Source organism: Bacteroidota bacterium (assembly GCA_016706255.1).
In the GTDB taxonomy this organism is placed as follows: domain Bacteria; phylum Bacteroidota; class Bacteroidia; order Chitinophagales; family BACL12; genus UBA7236.
In genome coordinates this window covers 1,018,419-1,039,568 of record JADJJZ010000029.1, presented here as the reverse complement: position 1 = coordinate 1,039,568, position 21,150 = coordinate 1,018,419, and the positions used below count along the sequence as shown (strand labels likewise).

General features: G+C 36.5%; 12 protein-coding genes. 5 read left to right on the top strand and 7 right to left on the bottom strand.

The features are described from left to right. The first annotated feature begins 116 nt into the window (after positions 1–116). Positions 117–2,372 carry a sodium-translocating pyrophosphatase gene (locus tag IPI65_22405; protein MBK7444184.1) on the top strand — a complete coding sequence of 752 codons (2,256 nt, stop codon included), beginning with the start codon at positions 117–119 and terminating at the stop codon, positions 2,370–2,372. Positions 2,373–2,623: 251 nt separating this feature from the next. Here the strand turns inward: IPI65_22405 and IPI65_22400 are convergent, their stop codons facing one another. From IPI65_22400 to IPI65_22380, 5 genes are all read right to left on the bottom strand, one after another. Then, a complete protein-coding gene (locus tag IPI65_22400; protein MBK7444183.1) occupies positions 2,624–4,711 on the bottom strand; it encodes a T9SS type A sorting domain-containing protein in 2,088 nt (695 codons plus the stop codon). Positions 4,712–4,859: 148 nt separating this feature from the next. Further along, on the bottom strand, positions 4,860–6,944 hold the full coding sequence (locus tag IPI65_22395) for a T9SS type A sorting domain-containing protein (protein MBK7444182.1): 2,085 nt from the start codon (positions 6,942–6,944) through the stop codon (positions 4,860–4,862). Positions 6,945–7,610: 666 nt separating this feature from the next. After that, a complete protein-coding gene (locus IPI65_22390) occupies positions 7,611–7,967 on the bottom strand; it encodes a hypothetical protein (GenBank protein MBK7444181.1) in 357 nt (118 codons plus the stop codon). Between the two features lie 363 nt (positions 7,968–8,330). Then, entirely contained in the window at positions 8,331–8,843 is a 513-nt protein-coding gene (locus tag IPI65_22385) for a DinB family protein (protein ID MBK7444180.1), read from the bottom strand. 92 nt (positions 8,844–8,935) lie between these two features. Next, positions 8,936–10,186 (bottom strand): DUF5103 domain-containing protein, encoded by a 1,251-nt coding sequence (locus IPI65_22380; GenBank protein ID MBK7444179.1) that lies wholly within the window; start codon positions 10,184–10,186, stop codon positions 8,936–8,938. 147 nt (positions 10,187–10,333) lie between these two features. Between IPI65_22380 and mazG the strand changes: the two genes are divergently transcribed. Further along, complete coding sequence (mazG, locus tag IPI65_22375; protein ID MBK7444178.1) at positions 10,334–11,119, top strand: nucleoside triphosphate pyrophosphohydrolase; 786 nt, start codon at positions 10,334–10,336, stop codon at positions 11,117–11,119. Positions 11,120–11,123: 4 nt separating this feature from the next. Here mazG and IPI65_22370 read toward each other — a convergent pair whose 3' ends face one another. Both IPI65_22370 and IPI65_22365 read right to left on the bottom strand, forming a co-directional pair. Further along, positions 11,124–11,834: a sulfotransferase domain-containing protein gene (locus tag IPI65_22370; protein MBK7444177.1), complete on the bottom strand. Its 711-nt coding sequence runs from the start codon at positions 11,832–11,834 to the stop codon at positions 11,124–11,126. 87 nt (positions 11,835–11,921) lie between these two features. After that, the gene (locus IPI65_22365) at positions 11,922–14,852 is read right to left on the bottom strand and encodes a TonB-dependent receptor (protein ID MBK7444176.1); all 2,931 of its coding nucleotides are present in this window, start codon (positions 14,850–14,852) and stop codon (positions 11,922–11,924) included. 205 nt (positions 14,853–15,057) lie between these two features. Between IPI65_22365 and IPI65_22360 the strand changes: the two genes are divergently transcribed. From IPI65_22360 to IPI65_22350, 3 genes are read left to right on the top strand one after another with little or no spacing between them, the layout of a single operon-like run. Beyond that, positions 15,058–18,762 (top strand): GHKL domain-containing protein, encoded by a 3,705-nt coding sequence (locus IPI65_22360; protein ID MBK7444175.1) that lies wholly within the window; start codon positions 15,058–15,060, stop codon positions 18,760–18,762. A gap of 2 nt (positions 18,763–18,764) precedes the next feature. After that, positions 18,765–20,078, top strand: a complete 1,314-nt coding sequence (gene hemL / locus IPI65_22355) for a glutamate-1-semialdehyde 2,1-aminomutase (protein MBK7444174.1) — start codon at positions 18,765–18,767, stop codon at positions 20,076–20,078. Beyond that, positions 20,071–21,072: a GHKL domain-containing protein gene (locus IPI65_22350; protein MBK7444173.1), complete on the top strand. Its 1,002-nt coding sequence runs from the start codon at positions 20,071–20,073 to the stop codon at positions 21,070–21,072. The genes hemL and IPI65_22350 overlap by 8 nt, the downstream gene beginning before the upstream one ends. The last annotated feature ends 78 nt before the right edge of the window (positions 21,073–21,150 follow it).

Genomic DNA, 21,150 nt, shown 5'->3' with positions numbered 1-21,150 from the left:
AGATAAAAGAAATTACAATTCAAAATTAACCCTATACACATCGAATTGTTGAATAATATGCGGTCAAAGCCCTATTTTAGCGACCTCAAAGACTAACTTAAATAAATCGTTAAATTATGGATGTAAACATGCTTTTATATGCAATACCACTTCTCGGGGTGTTGGCATTAATATTTACCTATGTGAAAAGCGCATGGGTAGCTAAACAGGAAGTAGGCAACGAGCGTATGGCCGGCATTGCTAAGGCAATTTCTGACGGAGCCATGGCGTTTTTGCGGGCTGAATACAAGATTTTGGCCATTTTCGTGGTTATTGTTGCCATTTTGCTGGCAATTTCAGGTGCCAGCGAAGAAAACTCTTCAGCTTTAGTGGGTTTATCATTTATTGTTGGTGCTTTTTGTTCAGCACTGGCCGGTTTTATTGGTATGCGCGTAGCTACCAAAGCCAATGTGAGAACTACAAATGCTGCCCGTCACGGACTAGGTAAAGCGCTTGAAATTGCTTTTACCGGTGGTTCAGTAATGGGAATGGGCGTTGTTGGTCTTGGTATTTTGGGTTTAGGAACCCTGTTACTTATTTATTCAAATATGTATGGTTTTGAAGGTCAGGCTGCTGCAGTGAAAGTTATTAATGTGGTTACCGGATTTTCATTTGGTGCTTCATCAATCGCATTATTTGCGCGTGTTGGTGGTGGTATTTATACAAAAGCTGCCGATGTTGGTGCCGATTTAGTGGGAAAAGTAGAAGCAGGGATTCCTGAAGATCACCCGTTAAATCCTGCAACTATTGCAGATAACGTTGGTGATAACGTTGGAGATGTTGCCGGTATGGGTGCCGATTTATTTGAAAGTTATGTTGGTGCAATTGTGGGTACCATGGTGTTGGGAACAGCATTTATGGCCGGACAAATTGCTGAAGGTACTTCTTTTATGGAAGATGGTTTTAACGGATTAAGTGCAGTTTTATTACCATTGGTATTAGGTGGTGTAGGTATTTTAACTTCTATTATCGGAACATTTTTTGTTCGTGTAAAAGAAGGTGGTAATCCGCAAAAAGCATTAAATGGTGGTGCTATTGGTTCATCTGTGGTTATGGTAATTTTATCCTATTTCATTATTGAATGGATGATGCCAAAATCGTTTAGTTATACAGATGTATTATATGGTGGTAAAGAAAGAACAATTACTTCGTTAGGAATTTTTATTGCTACAATAGTTGGTTTGGTTGCAGGTACTGCAATCGGATTTATTACTGAATATTATACAGGAACAGGAAAAAAACCGGTAATGAAAATTGTACGTCAGTCATCAACAGGTGCAGCAACAAATATTATTGCAGGTTTAAGTGTAGGTATGATGTCTACTGCATGGCCGGTATTAATTTTAGGTGCATCCATTATGATTTCATTTGCATGTGGTGGTTTATATGGTATTGCAATTGCCGCCGTTGGTATGCTTGCGAACACAGGAATTCAACTTGCTGTTGATGCATATGGTCCTATTTCTGATAATGCCGGTGGTATTGCACAAATGGCTGATTTACCAAAAGAAGTTCGTCACCGTACCGATAAATTAGATGCAGTTGGTAATACTACTGCAGCTATCGGAAAAGGTTTTGCAATTGGTTCTGCTGCATTAACAGCACTCGCTTTATTTGGTGCATTTATGCAGGTTACAGGATTAACAAAAATTGATATTTCGCAGGCACATGTTATTTCCGGTTTATTTGTCGGCGCTATGTTGCCATTTTTATTTTCTGCTATGGCAATGCAAAGTGTTGGTAAAGCTGCAATGAGTATGATTGAAGAAGTGCGCAGACAATTTTCAACTATTCCTGCATTAAAAGCCGCATTGGAAGTAATGAAAAGAAATGGCGAAAAAGAAATGAACGAATGGTCGCAAGCAGATCAGGATACATTTAATGCTGCAGAAGGAAAAGCAGAGTATGCTAAATGTGTTGAAATTAGTACTAAAGCTGCTGTTAAAGAAATGGTATTACCCGGTTTAATGGCAGTGTTGGTTCCGGTAATTGTTGGTTTTGCGCCTAAAGTTTTAGGATTAAATACCGGAGATAATATTTTAATGGGACCTGAAATGCTTGGTGGTTTATTAGCCGGTGTTACTGTTAGTGGTGTATTAATGGCCATTTTCCAGGCTAACGCAGGTGGTGCATGGGATAATGCTAAAAAGATGTTTGAAGAAGGTGTAGATATAAACGGTAAAACATATTACAAAGGCAGCGAGCCACATAAAGCTGCAGTTGTTGGTGATACTGTAGGTGATCCTTTTAAAGATACTTCCGGCCCTTCAATTAATATTCTGATTAAATTAATGAGCGTGGTGAGTTTGGTTTTAGCTTCATTAATGATTTAATTTAATACTATTTTATTTAAGCTCCGTTTTATTTAAAACGGGGCTTTTTTTATGGAGTATTGTGACAGAGTAAATATAAATTAGAATGTTTAATGCATCAACTTTTTGTTTTATTTTAATAAGCTGACTACATAAATGTATCTGAAATAAATTGCAGCACATTAATTAGCGGCAAAACTTTTTTTGTAACATTAACAACATAAAAAAATCCCGCATCGCTGCGGGATTCCACATCAAAAATGAATAAAGCATTAGTTTTTAATCAAACTGATTTGCTTTACTGCTACTGAGCTAAGAGAAATAAATCTAAAGAAATAATTACCACTGGATAAATCATTTAAATTAACCTGTTGTTCGCTGCCTGTAATATTTTGTTGCAACACAACTTGTCCATTCACATTAATTACTTCCAGTTGAACCGGTTCATTAATTCCGGTAAGGTGAACTTGCACATCACCTGAAGTTAATGTAGGTGTAACTTGTATTGCATTTGCAAAATCTAAATCATTAATTGCAGTTACCTGTGTAATTTCAATTGTTTTACATTCCTGGTCATCACCATATTTATTTGTTGCAGATAAACACACCAGATAAGTTCCAACTGTTGCGAATACATGCGATGGTTCTGAAGCAGATGAAGTTCCGCCATCACCAAAATTCCAGTTATATTCATCGGCATCAACACTCATATTATTAAATGTCAATAAATTCGCCGCGCCGGTATAATCATATTGTGCTGTTGGATCATAAGGCTCGAAACGACTGTAGTCAAATGCTCTGTATAAAATTTCATTATCGTTGGTAATGGCATCAGGCGTTTCTGTTTCGAGTGAATTACCGGGTTCCTGATCTTGCATCCAAAGTACATGTACTTTATTATCGATGGTATTCCAAAATGCAGTTGGATTTACATTTTCATAATTCTGTTCTGCAACATAAGTTAAATTAATCGGATTCGACCATGTTTGTCCTTGATCGGTTGTATAAAATCCAAATAAATCGCGAAACGATTGTGCTTCTGTAACGGTTGGGTCTTCAAAATAATCGGTGAATTCAACGGGATGTGTATATACAACATATAAATACCCTGTGGCAGGATCAATAGTTGCAGATGGCATTGAAGTAAATCCACAACCATAATTTGGTAAATCGGCACCAATGCCTAAAAACGGATCACCATCACCATCCCAATCTACCAATGTAAAATCAAGATATTGAACACTATCAGCGCCAAATGTTTCATTCCAGTACCACATACCTGTAGTTCCCGGAAAATACGTCCATGCATCATCACCTGCTTCCACATCTAAAATTCTTGTAGTGCCAACCCATACATGCATTAATCCATCATTATCGATTGCCATGGCAATACTTCCGTCGTGACTAACTAAAGTATCAGCGACACCATCACCGGTAATATCAGAAATTGTATTACCATCAAAATTCGGTTGTGGAAATTCAATTAATCTTGTTTTTGTCCATGAACCGATATCACCATTACTTGTTGATTTCCAAACTTGTAAATCATTAATACTTTCACCTGCAGCAACATAAACATTACTGCCAATTGCTCTGATGATATAACTTTCGCCACCCATTACAGAAATTCCGGAAGCAGTATCAATACCCGGTAAACGCAATCCCTGAATATCCCAACTATCACCACCATCAGGCGAACGATAATACAACATATAATTATTTGTATTTGCAGGATCATTATTGGCAACTAATAAATGAATATAATCAGAACCATCTGCAACAACTGCACGTGGCCATGTTCCGTGTAAGTCTAATGAATTTGCATTTTCTGTCCAGTTAGATGAGCCCGGTGCATCATTTTCAAAAATTACAATATTATTAGAGCCATCATGCGCAAAAAACATTTCATGATCATCCACATTTACAATGGAAGGAAATCCTGTTCTTATTTCTTCAATACGAGAAGTTGGATATTCGCCCCATGAAGTACCATCATAACTATTAAAAAAAGTACCGCGATCGGGTCTAGCATCAGTTGTATTTGTTGAACCGGTGTAAACAACACTTACAGTACCATCGGGATAAACAATTAAACGTTCAGGTGCAGAACCATTGGTAGGTAAATCGTAAGAAGTTTTACCAACTAAATCGCCTCCTGCGCGGCTTCCCGCATTTTGTTTATAAAAAGAAGTTTGATCAACCGGAGCACCTGTTACATTATTTTTTGTAACGGGATATGATTGATTATTTATTACCTGAACCTGTTCAGATAAAGTAGCATTTTTTGCTGCTGTGGCATTTTGTGCATTAACACTTAATGTAATGCTGATTGAGGATAAGAAGAATAAAATTTTTCGCATAACAATTGTTTTTAGTTATCAATTGTGCGCAAAGTATTTCTTCTTTTAACATTAACAGCGATGGATTTGTCATTTAAGATTTCATTAATGTTAATTAACAAAAAACCCCGGCATTGCCGGGGTTTTAACTTAAAATTTTTAAGTTAAATTATTTGCTAACAGTAATTTGACGGCTTGTGAAAGCACCATCCTGATTAGCAACTTTAACTATATAATTACCTGCAGCGATAGCTGTAAGATCAAAAGAAACAGTACCATTAAATGAAGTAGTAGCAATTACTTTTTCACCTAATGCATTATACATTTCTGCATATAAAGTACCGAAGTTACCTTCAACTTCAACTGTAACATTTGCGTTAGCAGGAGTTGGGTAAACAGTTAATGCTTTATCTAAAGCGTAGTTAATAACAGCAACGTTGATTGCGATTGTTTTACAATTGCTATCATCATCATATTTGTTAGTAGCAACTAAACATACGTAGTAAGTTCCGCTTGCAGCATAAACGTGAGCAGGGTTTTCAGTAGTTGAAGTACCACCGTCGCCAAATTCCCAAGAATAAGTGTCAGCATCAACAGAAAGGTTACTGAAGTTAACTAAACCTGTTAAACCATCAGGCGTATAATCATATTCTGCTGTTGGTGGATAAGGATTGAAACGCGCTGCATCAAAACATTTGTATTGCATGTTGTTCATACCGTTTGCATCAGGAGCGTTAGTATCTAAAGAAGTACCAGGCTCTTCATCTTGCATCCAGATAGCGTGCATACAACCATCAACTACTCTGTCGTAAGCATTAGGATAAACTGATTCCTGATTTTCATGAGCTGTATAAGTCATGTTAACAGGAGATGACCAAGTTGCACCTGCATCATCAGAATAAATACCGAAGATATCACGGAATGATTGAGCTTCAGCAACTGTTGGATCATCAAAATAGTCAGTGTATTCAATAGGCATACAGTATGCTACATAAATACGACCTAAATCATAATCAACAGCAGCAGCAGGCATAGATGTGAAGGTAACACCATCATACATACCTAAATCCTGGCCAATACCATCTGTATAATCACCAGATTCATCCCAGTCAACTAATAAGTCGATCCACATAGGAGCACCTGTAACAGGCATAGTTGAATTCCAGTACCACAAACCGTAAAGGCTAGGGAAATAGCTCCAACCTTCAGTAGCACCATCATCATCTAATAACCAGTAGTAACCTGACCATACGTGTAAGATACCAGCGTCGTCAAGAATCATTTCATGGAAACCATCAGTTGTTTCAACTGTATCAGCGATACCGTCACCGGTAACATCTGAAGTTTGATCTAAGTCGCCTTGGTAGCTGTTAAATCCGGTTTCAATAATTGATTGAATTGTCCAAGTACCTGCAGCACCATTTTCAGTAGATGTTAAAAGGTATAAATCTGTCCAAGAGCTACCGTATAAAATGTAAACAGTGCTACCGCTTACAGCTATTTGATAACAATCGGCAGAAACTGCACCTACACCCATAACGGCATCGATAGGAAGCACTTGATTTTGAATAGTCCAAGATGCACCACCATCGTCAGAACGAGAGAAGTTAACATAAGTTGGAGTACCTGAGTTAGGGCTGATTAAATAAATGTCATCAGTTCCAGCAGGGCAATAAGCACGTGGCCATAAACCTACGTGTCCGCCTGAAGTTGGTAACGCAGTCCAGTCTGTTGCACCGATAGCAGAGTTAGCAAAAATGTTAACGTTAGTTCCATCGTGAGAGAAAACCACTTCATGATCTTCAACCATAATTAAAGAACCAAATCCTGAACGTGCAGTTTCAACACGAGCAGTTGGAGCAGCGCCCCAAGAAGTTCCGTCATTGTGGTTGTAGAACGTTCCACGGTCAGACCAAGTACCATCTGCTACAGTTGAACCTGTCCAGATTGCAGAGATAGAACCATCAGGATAAGCAATAATACGGTCAAACGCTGCAGAGTTGGTTTGCAGTGGATAGCCTGTAGTACCAATGGTTTCACCGGTACGAGCACCTGATTTTAAATAAAAAGATTCAGTGTTGTAAGGAACACCGGTACCATCGTTTTTAACCGATGGGTTAAAAGGAACGGCAGTGGCATTTTTGAATTTTGCCATCATTTCCGCCTTTGTGTGAGCAGACGACTGAATAGGCGCCTGTGCAAACATGCTCAGGGTCATGAAACCCGTTGCTAAGGTTAGTATTAATTTTCTCATAGCTAAAAATTTTCGTTAGAAAACAATTTTTGTAAAGATATAAAGTTACTGTTAATTTCTGCAAAATGTTTTAAAATCCGGTTAAAAATTAACAAGTGGGAAAAAATATCCTCCTCCGCAAACCCCCGTAGGCATGCAGTATGATATTTTTAGCTGTGGTTAGAAGGCCATATTAACGTTAAAATCTCAAAAATTGCTCCGGCGCAAAACCCTGTTAAATCTTGTATATCAAACAGTTATCCGGTATTGTTTTAATGTTGGGAATATTACCGACAGGTTAACTGTAGGGCGATGAAAAACCGGAATTTGGACATTTTCATTTTTACGTCATTTTTACTGCTGAAGGCAAAGTTTTAAAAATGATTAAGGTAAAATACGAGCAACGGACTCCAATTTAGGTTATGGTTGGTAGTCGAAATTAAAGTGTGAGAATTTAGTTTGCATACAGAAGCACATCGTAAATTATATCCGGAATTTTTTGAGGGCTGTCTATTTTGCCTAATTAGAAAAGTGCAAAATGGAAATGAGAATTGTAATAAACTTATTGATTTTGGAAAGAATTCATTTTTAAAATCCTGTTACGAAAAATCACAAACGGAAATATCAGGCATAAAAAAAAGGAGACCATCATAATGATCCCCTTTCTTAAATTTTAAACTACTTGTATTAAGCAGCACCGTTTCCGGCAGCTGGAGCAGCAGGGGCAGCTTTTTTAGCTGCTTTTTTCTTAGGAGCAGCTTTTTTCTTAGGAGCTGCTTTTTTTGCTGTAGCTTTTTTTGCTGTTTTTTTAGCGGCTTTTTTTGCAGCCGGACGGCCACGTTTACCTGCTTTTTTAGCAGCAGCTTTTTTAGGAGCAGCTTTTTTAGCGGCTTTTTTAGGAGCAGCTTTTTTAGCAGCTTTTTTAGGAGCGGCTTTTTTAGTTGCTTTTTTTGCTGCTTTTTTTGGAGCAGCTTTTTTAGCGGCTGCTTTCTTGCCGGCAGGACGTCCACGTTTGCCAGCTGATTTTTTTGTTGATTTTGCCATTGGAAAAATATTTGGTTATTGCAAAATTATACATAAATTTATATTATCAAAAAAAATTAAAAAAAAAATTGTTGATTTTCACATGTTTTGCACATTATTGTATACAACTATGTTATGATTAAGTACTTTTTTACCATTTTTCGTTGATAAACCTTCTTTAAACATTTCAATTACACTTGTATTTATCTTCATTTCGTTTCTTATTTATTCTATTTTGCCAATTTTAGATGATATGCATTAACCTGTTTTGAATTATTTCTAGAATCTAACAAGCGTAATTTTATCCTGTTATAACATTTTAGCATTAGCATTTACAAACTGTTATTTGCGATATTCCGTAAAATGTTGCCGGTAATAAATCTATTAAACAACATTATTACTTTCCTGAACCAATCTGTTATATGCGATATAATCTGTTGTTGGCAATTCAACAACCTCTAAATTACGCAACATGGTAATGAGCTGACCACGATGGTAAGTAGAATGATTCATACAATGTAAAATGATATCGCCATTTCTTGTTTGATGTTCTTTACCATTTATTGCACGATAGAAACAAATGGATTCGAAAAAACTTTCATGTCGCGTTTCAACAAAGTTGATAAAGTCTTCACACTGTCGAATGAAATATAAATCGAAACCCGCAAAGTCGCTGCCATACTCAGCGCTGGGCCACGTGGTAAGCGATATACCCTGCATGCGCCCAAGCCATATCACTTGTGCATCCCACATATGATAAATGGTTTTGCGTATGCTCGGAAAACTATTTGGTACTGTTGCATCAACAATATCAGGTGGCAATAATTGTAAGGTATTTATTATTTGCTGGTTAGCCCACAGGTTATATCGGCAAAAAGAAAGTAATAATTGTTTCATCGCTGTTTCGAATTTAGCATCTAATGTAACTATTCGGAAATGGAATTCAAATTCACTTGTGTGGAAACTATCTAAATGAACTGCAAAGGGAATTACTTCACCGAGTTGAAATAGGCACATCCTATCAACCTGTCGTAACCAACACTAAAGTCATGTTGATACACCAGCAGTTGATAATCGTTTTCGGTTTCAAAACTATTACCTTCTGTATAAGTGAAGTCTGCCTTGTTACTGTCAAATGATTTTACCGCATAGGCATAATTATAATATCCCTGCTTCAGATATAATTCGGCAGTATACTGCTGCTTGTCGAAATCATAAGTCATCTTATTCGCTGCGGTCATTTTGTTTCCGGATAACTCTCCAAAAACATAAACATCACCTGATGTTATCATGTAGGGATACTGCAAAACAAAATGCACATTTGCATAATCACCTTCTACAGTAACATCATTTGCTAAATCGGCTTGTATCACATATTGACCATTTGCATCTTTTTCATAAAAATACTTCTGGTATACACGACTATCATCTACATTCACAAATACCTGATAAGTTTCGTTCGCTTTTTCAATTTTTACGATGCGGTCGCTTTGAAATTTCAGGGTTTTAGTGTCAAAACGGCGGTATTCTTTGGCAGCCGGAAATACAATATCATCAATATCATAAAACAGCTTATCATTAGTCACCAGTCGGGGCTTAATATTGTATAGCACATTATCATACCTTCCGTTTTGCATCAAACTCACTTTCATCTCATCAAAAGCAGCACCTATTTCCAGGTTTTGAATATCTATCGTAAAATTGATTTCCTGAAATTCGTTGCGATATGGTATCAGGTTAGGCCGATATACATCCCCATTAATGTCAACCAAATCTTCCTTTACAAAAAATCGTTTGATCAGTACCGGTGTATCGCGGTTGTCTTCTTCCCAAACCTTTACTACATAATTGCCACTGATACGAAACTGTACATCATTATTGGGAAAGCTTAATGCATAATGGGTATATCGTTGTAATGTGGCAAAAGAGAAACGATAATTGTCAATCCTGTTTTCTTCAAATCCTTCTATAAAATCATAACTGCTTAATGCACTGCTTTCCCATTGCTGATTACAATGTTCAAATGTATAATAGTAGTTGCGCACACCACCGCGTAAATCATCAAACCCTAAATCAAGTATATCTGCTGAACCGAGTGTTATAATCGGATAAGCCAATTGTAAATCGCTGCGGTTTAATTGAACGGTTTTTATTTTGGCGTTATTAACCTCCTCCTGAATTCCTTGTTCAACGATTTTGGTTGGCAGAGAATCTGTCTTTTGAATAAGACTGTCTTGCACATTTATCTGACCCAAAAGGGTACACCTATATATATATAGGTGTGCAATTATCAAGAACTGTATCTTTTTGTTCAATTTCAATGTGTTACTTTCCTCAATTAAGATGCCAATTTAATTACTGACCTTTGTATTTAAAACTAATTGGACATGAATATTTCCACTGAAGCTAAATTAACTGCCTTTAACCGATTACTTACTATCATGGATGAACTGCGCAGTCAATGTCCCTGGGATAAAAAACAAACCATTCATTCTTTGCGTAACCTCACCATTGAAGAAACATATGAACTGGCTGATGCAATTACCGGAAACGACTGGCAGGGAATAAAAGAAGAATTAGGTGATGTGTTGCTGCATATGATATTTTACAGCAAGATAGGAGAGGAGCAGGAACAGTTTAGTATTGCTGATGTATTAAATGCGCAATGTGAAAAATTGATTCACCGCCATCCGCATATTTATGGTGATGTAAAAGTGGCTGATGAAGAGGAAGTGAAAAAAAACTGGGAGCAGCTTAAATTAAAGGAAGGAAAAAAATCGGTTTTACAAGGTGTGCCAAATGGTTTGCCATCAATGATAAAGGCTTACCGCATTCAGGAAAAAGCAGCACAGGTAAAATTTGAATGGGAAAATACTCAACAGGTTTGGGATAAGGTTGAGGAAGAAATGCAGGAATTAAAAGAAGTGATAGCAACCCCCGATTACGATAAATTAAAACTGGAAGAAGAATTTGGTGATTTGATGTTTTCGATGATCAACCTTTCCCGATTTATAAAGGTGGATCCTGAAAATGCGCTTGAACGCACGAATAAAAAATTTATAACCCGTTTCCGATATATCGAAGAGCAGGCCCGCGCTCAAAATAAAGACCTCAATACTATGACACTTGCCGAAATGGATGCCTTGTGGAATGAAGCGAAAAAAGTAGTTTAATCTTTTAAGACCGTTGCTCAATGCTATAACCGAGTTGATTGAGTAAATCAACATCAAGCAATGTATTAATGGTGGTAAAGTCGCCCGCATCAATTTTACCTAAATAACTTTTGTTGAGAAAAGCATCCTTTTTATCATCGGTAAATCTTCGCGATGCATATACTTTTTTGGTAGTGCGAATGGGTTGTTTTATGGGGAGAGATAAAGCTGTTGCTAGCTTATTTAATTCTGTTTGCGGTGCTGTTAATAAATCCTGGTAGCGAATAAATAGTATTCGTTTTTCGCCCGAAGCCAGAAACTTCCACTTACCATAAAACAGATTGTATTCTTCAATATAATGATAATCGCGTTTTGGCCAGTTATTTTTTTTGCTCCATCCAACGTAACTGGTATACCAGCTATAAGGGTCTTTAGACATGACCAAATAAATATCAGGAATATTATTTTCAGGCAGCGCTTGTTCAAAATCAGCTAAGCTGTTAAAGTGTGCAGTGTTTTCAAACTGTGGTTCAGGGATACAATTTTTATTATCGTATAACCTGAAATGTTTATGTATAATTTCATTGCGAATTTCTCCGTTTATAAATTGGCAATTCGGATAATTCAAATGTATTAATGTTTCAAGATAGTTGGTACCACTGCGTTGTAAGCCGTATAATAATATTTTTTTATGCGGAAGTTTTGGTTGAAATATATTGCGCAGCGTATTGAACATGATTGCGAAGATAGCTTGTTTTAATGGTACATAAAAAAAAGTCCGCCGGGGCGGACTTCTCTTCGTATACAGGTTTTCAAATGTATCTTAAAACGATTTGGTAATTTTAAAGAAGTAGGTACTACCAATTTTTGGTGCACCCACAAAATACTGTTGTTCGTGATTATATAAATTGGTTACTAACAAGGTAAATTGAGTATCCTTAATATAATCAGGTGTATAATTTAAAGTAAGGTCTAAATCATTTATTGATTCAACTGTTCCAACATAAGCACCTGAGTTTGCAGGGTATGATGACTGCCAGCGGAAGTTTAATCCAACGTTCAAATCTATTTTAGTGATATCATAAAATCCGCGCACCGACAATTTATTTTTAGGAGCATTCAAACCTACATAACCTAACTGAGCGCCCGGTAATTCCACTGAATCTTTATCTACCCATGAATAAGAAAATTGCATGGTTAAATCATCATTTACATACCAGCTCATACCGAAATCTGCACCAAAAACAGAAATATCACCTAAGTTAACATAGGTAACATATTTTGCTCCGTCAGGATATTCCATAGGTGAAACTGTACCAACCGGTAAACCTGCACCTGCTGCTAAAACCAGATTAATAAATTCATCAACACCTGTACCGTCATTATTTCCACCGTAAGCAGGGTCATCATCTAATGTTGAAGTTACTAAACCGGCAAGAATTTCGTTAGAACCTGTTGTGTCATAAAAATTCCCCATAATAATAGGTGTAACATAAGCAGCTAACTCAGCACCATCTATAAATACGTTTGGTGTAATATCGGTAAGTGGACTCACATAATCCTGTATCATATTATAATATACATCAACCATGGCGAAAATTTTATCGTTGGCCAATGAACCTTTCCATCCTAATTCAATAGTATTGGTTGCTGAATTTTTGATAGAAGTATAATCGGTAATATTTTTTTCATCGATTGGGTCAAATTCTTCAGTGGTAAGATTTAATGCAGCTACAGAGTTTGCAGCAACTGTAATATCATCAGGTAACCATCCCACCAAAGCAATACCTAAACCGGGAATGGTAGCATCAAATGCAGATTGTAATAATCCGCGTGTAGCATCCCAAATTACGTTGTTGATTTCTAAACTATTATCCAGTGAAAAATATTGGTCTGCATCATATCCGAGATACTGCGAATACGGAGAAGTATATTGTGCTAATCCGTTTTCATCATATGAATAGTGGAATCCATCGCGGTTACCAATTGCATATAATGGCATATTCGGAACATAATCGGAACCAAGGTAACCTTGGAACAATTGTGCATATCCGGTTAAATCGCCTAACTGCAAAATATCAAGATTTAAGTTATTAGAACTTGGTGCAGAAAACGAACGGTTATACGTTAAACGGAATGTATTTTTTGAATTAGCTTTATACACAACAGCGGCGCGTGGAGAAAAGAATGCATCATCCACAAAGTTGTGATAATCATAACGCATGGCTGCAATCAAATTAAATTTAGAAGTTGCTTTATAATCACCTTGTAAATAGGCGCCAATTTCTAAAATATTATCATCTTCCTCATTTTCACCATTAATCGTATTTTCAGTATCCGGAGCTGTATATATACCGTCGGTTCCGTATACCAGATTCAACTTTTTATTCATCAGTTCATCGCCGTGTTGCAATTGACCAACATATTGTTTTGAATGGTCAATAATCAAGTCGCCTGTTCTGAATAAATAAGTATCACCGGCATCACTACCATTAATAAATGCCTGTGCAAACCAGCCTTTATATAAATATCTTGCCTGTGCATAATAATATTTCCAGTTTATTGCCTGACCTGCTCCGATACCGGTTAATTCAATACCATCGTTTTCGGTAAGTCCACCACTAAAAATAAGTTCGCCTGAATTTTTCATGCGGTAATCAAAACGCAAATCCAATCCAATTTTATTAATATGATTGTCACGCACATTTTGAATGGTATCACCAACATTCACGCGACCTTCAGAAGTTTGATAACCTAATTGAATTTGTGCAGGTTCAAACGGATCGTCGTATAACCAATCCATACCATCGAGGTAGGTAAATAATATTTTATATCCGAATCTGTCATTAATTTTTCCTGAATGGCGGAACGATGCTGTATAAAACATACGTTCACCAATATTATCATAATCAAATAATGGTGTATAGTCATCATAAACCAAACCCGTTGTTGGGTCAACGGGATTAGAAATTAAAATGGTATCACTTATTTTACTTCTGAAACCAAGTCCTATTGAAGCGGTTGTCATAAATTGTTTTTCCTGAGTAAGGGGTGATTTGGTAATCATATGACAAACACCATTCGAACAGTTTGGTCCGTATAAAGCAGAAGCAGGTCCGCGCAATACCTCAATACGTTCGAGGTCAATATTATCGGTTGGAATAAATGTGGCAACATTTGCTCTTAAGCTTGGAACGGCAGCATATCTATTGTCGACCATCATTAATAATGAGCCGGAAAAAATATTGTTGAATCCACGCACTACCACGTTGCTTTGCACGAGGCCGGTATTTATAATATCTACGCCGGGAACACCTTTTAAGTTTGCCATTGGTGTAACGGCGGCTGTATTTTTTAATTGTTCGGGTGTAATAAGTGTAATGGAAGCAGGTGCATCCAGAATTTTTTCCTGGCGACGCGAAGCACTCACTACAATTGCATCCAGATTATAATCTGCAGGCTGTAGATTAATAGTAAGGTTTGTTTGGTTGCCGATTACAAATTCTTGTGTGGTAAATCCAACGGAACTGATAGTAAGGGTGTTTACACCCGCCGGCGCACTCAATGTGAATTTGCCGTCAACATCCGAAACTGCCCCAACGGTAGGGTCTTCTCTTGCAATTATTGAAGCACCGGGAATGGGTTCATTCGACGAGCCATCAAGCACTACACCCGTTATGGTGCGGTTTTGGGCTGAAAGTTGCATAGCGGCTGTAATTGTAAGAAAGGTAATGAGCGTAAAAACTTTTCTCATAAGCGATAGGTTTGGTTGAGTTGATTTAATGGTTTGGATGTTATTTTTACATCATATTTGCCAAAATGCCGATACAAATTTCAGGAATGCAAACGCTGCTCATTTTATCATAACCCGCGTTTATAGCCCGATTTTTGTATAAAAGGCAATGCCAATATAGGAAGAAAATTATATTATTGGCAAATATTTATTAAATCCTGAATTGTTGAAAAGAAAATCGCCCGGCTTAATTACTGGAACCCTGCTTGTTATTGCAGTGGTTGCCGCATTTATTATGGTGCAGCAAACACAACGCAACCTGAGCACAAACGTTGCAGTTAACCGTATCGAAAATGAATATCAGGATTTGGAAGAGGAAATTATTGAAACAATTTCCAACGACCAGATTGTCAGTAACCTCATTACCGATAGTTATACGTTTGAGGAATTTTCCGGATTAGCAGCTAAACCATATGGTATTATTGTTTATCAGCAGGATAGTGCAATTATATGGACCAATAATTTTATTACACCCGTTAAGGCACAACTGGTTTATAATGATGCACCTTTATTTATTTCAGAAACCAATGGCGAATACATCATTTTCCAACATGATTTTCCCGGTGAAATCCATGTTATTGGTTTCCTCCCGCTGCAATTTGATTTCGGCATAAAAAACAAATACCTCAACGACGTAAAAACACCGGGTATTCAAATCCCTGCACACTTAAAATTGCAAGCTAGACCAAGCCCGAGCACAGCTGCTGTGCATTCATTAAACGGGAACGAAATTTTTTATATTTCGCCCAATCCTGAAATTAGCCCTGTGCCGGTTTACACGCCGCTTGTTTATATTTTATTAGCTGCTGCTTTTATCATTTTGCTGATCATAATTTATCACACAGCAAAATGGATAGCGGCCAAATTCAACCGGTTTTTGGGTATAACGGCAATAATAGTTATGCTGATTGGTTTGTATCTGGTGGTAAATATGTTGTTATTTAAACAAATATTTATCTATTTACCATTGTTTGATCCGCTGCATTATGGTTCGCCGGGTATTGCAAATTCAACCGGAGATTTGCTGATAAAAACGATTTTATTATTCACTTTTTCACTGTTTTTTTCGAATCATTTTTATATTAAACTTTCAACAAAAGGTTCAATATCAAAAATTGCATCGCTGTTAATTGCTGTGTTTTTGGTACTCACTTCGTTACTTACCGGGCAGATATTCAGAAGTTTAATTATTGACTCATCTATTTCATTTAATATCAATAATTTTTTCTCCTTAAATTACTTCAGTTTTGTCGGATTTTTATGCATTTCGGTATTGCTGCTCAGTTACTTTTTTATTGGTATTCGGTGTGTGGAAATTATGGTGCGCGGTGCAGAAAAAAAATATCGTTTTGTAATAATTGTTTTTTTAGTGGGTATTTTGGCACTGACCTTTCAAAGGCTTACCGGAAGGGCATTACAGACCGACATGATTGCGCTGGTTACCGGATTTGTATTGATACGCATCTTTTTATTAAACAATAAAATTGGCACCAGAAGTTTGGGTGGAATGATGATTTGGCTCATTTATTTTTCATCGTTCAGCGCTTACATTTTTAGCACTTCCATTGCACATAAAGAAATTGAAACCAAACGGCTATTTGCATTAAAAAAATCAATTGAAAAAGACCCGATTACGGAATATTTATTTAGTGATATTGAAGCCGATGTAATTAAACAACTGGCTATGCAAGGTGTTACGCGCGACAATGAAGAACGCATTCGTCCGGGTGTAATTAATCAGATAAGACAGGATTTACAATCAAACTATTTCAAAAAATATGCTACTGATATTTTTGTGTTTAAAAACGACACGGCAATTATCAGTACAAATGCTGAAGCTACACCATCGCGATATTCATTTATCGATGCAATTGAAAACAATGGTGAATTTACCTCGGCAAAAAATTTATATTTTATTAACGATTATACCGGCAATTATTATTACCTCGCTGAATTGAATGTGCATAACGACAGCGATAAAAATTACATTGCCTATTTGCGCATGGTTCCCCGTAAGTTTACAGGTGAAAGTATTTACCCTGAATTACTTATTGATGATGACCTGAGAACATCCGAAAGTTTTGTGGCCTTTGATTATGCTGTTTATAACGACCATACCTTATCCGAACGGGAAGGGGATTATTCCTATCCGCTAATGGATATTTTTTATATGGATAAGGATCTTGAGTCTACAACCATTCAACAAAACGACTACAACCATTACCTTTATAAGGTAAATGAAAATAAAAAGGTAATTGTTTCGGTACCTCAGGATAATTGGTTTCAGCCGGTTTCTATCTTTTCTTATCTGTTTTTCTTTTACCTGATATTTTTGGTAATTATTATTTTATTGGAATGGCTTTCGCGTGTGGTTCAGGGTAATTTGGTGTTTAAAGAATGGCTGAATGCATCGCTGCAAAATAAAATACAAACATCTGTAATCAGCCTCATCATTTTCGCATTTATTATGATGGGTGTGGCAACGATTTATTATATCTCAAACCAATATAATTTCTCACATAAACAACGATTGCTCAATAAAATTGAAGGTGTTCAAACAAATATCGATTACCTTTTTAGTGATAGTCGCAAAAAAAATAAGGGCGAAGGATTAAATGCATTACAACTTAAAAAAATAGGTAATAAGGTAGGTGAATTATCCGAAATTCATGAAATGGATATCAATATTTATAAACCGGGTGGAGATTTATTAGCTTCTTCGCAGCCGGATATTTTTGATAAAGGATTGGTTTCTAAAAAAATGAATTCGCTGGCTTATTTTAAAATGAGTTGTGATAAAGAAACCTGGTTCATTCAAACTGAAAAAATTGGTGATTTACCCTTCCTTTCGGCTTATGTTCCCGTATTGGATAATGAAGGAGAAACGATGTTTTACCTCAACCTGCCTTATTTTGCCACAGAGCAAAATTTAAGAGCAGAGATATCTTCATTTATGGTAACCCTGGTGAACGTATATGTGTTATTGCTCATTTTAGCCGGTATTATCGCATTTTTCGTTTCGCGCAGTATCACCAGTCCGCTGGCAACCATAGCGGGTAAATTCAAAGGAATTAAACTCGGAAAAGGTAACGATCCAATTCACTGGACCCATGAAGATGAAATCGGATTATTGGTTGCGGAATATAATAAGATGTTAAAGGAGCTCGAAAATTCTGCCGAATTACTGGCAAAATCGGAGCGGGAAAGTGCTTGGCGTGATATGGCAAAACAGGTTGCGCATGAAATAAAAAACCCGCTTACGCCAATGCGTTTAAGTATTCAGCATTTGCAACGTGCTATTCAAAGTAATGCGCCAAATGTGAAAGAACTCACTTCGAAAGTAACGGATACTATTTTAGAACAAATAGATAATCTCACGCATATCGCATCCGAATTTTCGAACTTTGCGGTAATGCCAAAAGCAGTGAATGAACAATTGTGTTTAAATGATTTATTAACCAATGTTACATCACTGTTTAATGAACACGATCATGTTGAATTAACTTTGCAACTACCGGATAACAGAATTGAGGTTTTTGCAGATAAAAATCAATTGTTGCGGGTATTTAATAATGTGATAAAAAATGCCATTCAGGCAATTCCCGATGATAGAGAAGGGAAAATAAATGTAATATTATATATGGCTGAACACCGCGCCATGGTTAAGGTTACCGACAATGGACGCGGAATTGCAGAGAACGAAAAAGATAAAGTTTTTGTTCCCAATTTTACTACCAAGAGTTCAGGAATGGGTATTGGATTGGCCATGTGTAAAAATATTGTAGAAAGTGCCGGTGGTTATATTTGGTTTGAATCTGTAGAAGGACAAGGAACCACATTTTTTATTGAATTACCGGTTATAGCAGATTAATTATGAAAAGAACAAACTCAGAGAAATTATTTGAAGCAGCTAAGGAAATGTTCCCGGGTGGCGTTAGTTCACCGGTACGTGCATTTAAATCGGTTTTAGGTGCGCCTTTATTTATGAAAAAAGGAAAAGGCAGCCGCGTTTGGGATGAAGATGATAATGAATTTATTGACTTTTGTTGCTCTTGGGGACCACTCATTTTAGGTCATGCCGACGATAGCGTTATACAATCGGTAAATACAGCTTTACAAAGTGGAACTTCATTTGGCACACCAACTAAATATGAAAATATTTTAGGTAAACTGATACTTGAAAATCATCGTTTTATAGAAAAATTACGATTTGTTTCTTCGGGAACAGAAGCTGTAATGAGTGCTATTCGTTTAGCAAGAGGATACACCAAAAAAAATAAAGTAATCAAATTTGAAGGTTGTTACCACGGGCACAGTGATGCCATGCTGGTAAAAGCAGGTTCCGGATTGGTAACATTGGGAGAAACATCCTCAGCAGGCGTTCCTGAAGCCTTTGCAGCCGAAACTATTGTTGTTGAATTGGATAATGAAAGTGCTATTGAAAACGCCATTCAATTATATAAAAACGATATTGCCTGCATTATAATAGAACCAGTTCCTGCAAATAACGGACTGTTATTACAACGAAAAGAGTTTTTGCAATTTTTACGGGATATATGCACGCAACATAATATTTTATTGATTTTTGATGAAGTAATCAGTGGTTTCCGATTAGGTTTTGAAGGAGCAGCAGGAATTTATGGTATCCAACCGGATATTATCACATTCGGAAAAATAATTGGTGGCGGATTACCCGTTGGCGCTTATGGTGCAAGTCGTGAAATAATGCAACATGTTTCTCCGGACGGCAATGTTTATCAGGCCGGAACCTTGTCAGGAAATCCATTATCTATTTCTGCAGGTATTGCGCAATTAAATGCATGTTTGCAACCCGAATTTTACGAATCATTAAATCGCAAAACCAAAATGCTTGCTGATTTAATTAATAAACATACCTTCGAAAATAAAATTCCGGTTAATATATTATACATCGGCTCCATTTTCTGGATAGCATTTTCTGAAAATTGTGTGATTCGAAAAGCATCAGAAATCGATAGCAATGCACTCGCTAAATTTAAATATTTTCATGCCGAATTGTTGAACCGCGGTATTTACATCGGGCCATCAGGGTATGAAGTTTGTTTTGTGTCAGCTTCTCATACAGATGAAGAAATTAACCAAACCGGAAGAATAATATGTGCGGTTTTGTCGTTGATTTTCAATGAAAACTACGTTTACCATGCCTAATTCACAAAAATCTAGATATTGGTTGTTTTTTCACATTGTATTTATATACATTGCGACATCATTTATTTGGTGGTCGTATTTGTTACATAAAAACAATGTCGAAAATTTTAATGATATTGTAGACCGGGAAAGAAATAATTATGCAATAAATGGTGGTTTATTGTCGCGGTTTGAACAATCATCGGTATACACTAAATTATATGCCGATTTCAGAAGAACTGAACTGATGTTATATGGTGAAGGTATTGTTTTTATCGGCCTCATTTCATTAGGTTTCTGGCGCATTCGCAAAACATTCAGAGAAGAAATTGCCATGACCAGACAACAAAATAATTTTTTGTTAAGTATTACCCACGAATTAAAATCACCATTGGCATCTTTAAAATTAAGTATGCAAACCATACAAAAACGCCAACTCGATGCAGAACACATTAAATCAATGGCTGATATGTCGATGGATGATATTGAACGCCTGGAATTATTAGTTGAAAATATTTTATTGGCTTCTAAAATTGAAAGTACCAATTTCAGTTTAAACAGGGAGTTAATGGACTTATCATCCATAACAGAAAACATTTATGAAAAAATAAAAATCAAACATAAAAATCAGCGCAAATTTTTAAATGAAATTGAAAAGGATGTATATATTTATGGCGACCGCTTTTCGTTTTCATCGGTAATTTATAATCTCATAGAAAATGCTATCAAATATTCACCTGCTGATGCAGAAATAACTGTAAAATTAGGTGGTGATGAAAAAAATGTGATGCTTACCGTAAAAGATACCGGCATCGGTATTCCGGGTTCTGAAAAAACACGCATTTTTGAACGTTTTTACCGAATAGGCACCGAAGAAACACGCAAAACTAAGGGAACCGGATTGGGTTTATTTATTGTTAAACATGTAGTGGAAATGCATAAAGGCAGTATCCATGTAAAAAATAATTCACCAAGGGGTTCTATATTTGAAGTATCAATTCCGGTAGGCGCATAAAAAAGACAAAATGATGACAGTAAAAGTTAAACCCTGTTAAATTCGTATCGTATAACCCCACATAACCCAAAACTCTAA

What these genes read in the sequence shown, in the direction of transcription:
- IPI65_22405 (MBK7444184.1), top strand. Translation starts at nt 117, where the DNA reads ATGGATGTAAACATGCTTTTATATGCAATACCACTTCTCGGGGTGTTG.
- IPI65_22400 (MBK7444183.1), bottom strand. Translation starts at nt 4,711, where the DNA reads ATGCGAAAAATTTTATTCTTCTTATCCTCAATCAGCATTACATTAAGT.
- IPI65_22395 (MBK7444182.1), bottom strand. Translation starts at nt 6,944, where the DNA reads ATGAGAAAATTAATACTAACCTTAGCAACGGGTTTCATGACCCTGAGC.
- IPI65_22390 (MBK7444181.1), bottom strand. Translation starts at nt 7,967, where the DNA reads ATGGCAAAATCAACAAAAAAATCAGCTGGCAAACGTGGACGTCCTGCC.
- IPI65_22385 (MBK7444180.1), bottom strand. Translation starts at nt 8,843, where the DNA reads ATGAAACAATTATTACTTTCTTTTTGCCGATATAACCTGTGGGCTAAC.
- mazG (MBK7444178.1), top strand. Translation starts at nt 10,334, where the DNA reads ATGAATATTTCCACTGAAGCTAAATTAACTGCCTTTAACCGATTACTT.
- IPI65_22370 (MBK7444177.1), bottom strand. Translation starts at nt 11,834, where the DNA reads ATGTTCAATACGCTGCGCAATATATTTCAACCAAAACTTCCGCATAAA.
- IPI65_22365 (MBK7444176.1), bottom strand. Translation starts at nt 14,852, where the DNA reads ATGAGAAAAGTTTTTACGCTCATTACCTTTCTTACAATTACAGCCGCT.
- hemL (MBK7444174.1), top strand. Translation starts at nt 18,765, where the DNA reads ATGAAAAGAACAAACTCAGAGAAATTATTTGAAGCAGCTAAGGAAATG.
- IPI65_22350 (MBK7444173.1), top strand. Translation starts at nt 20,071, where the DNA reads ATGCCTAATTCACAAAAATCTAGATATTGGTTGTTTTTTCACATTGTA.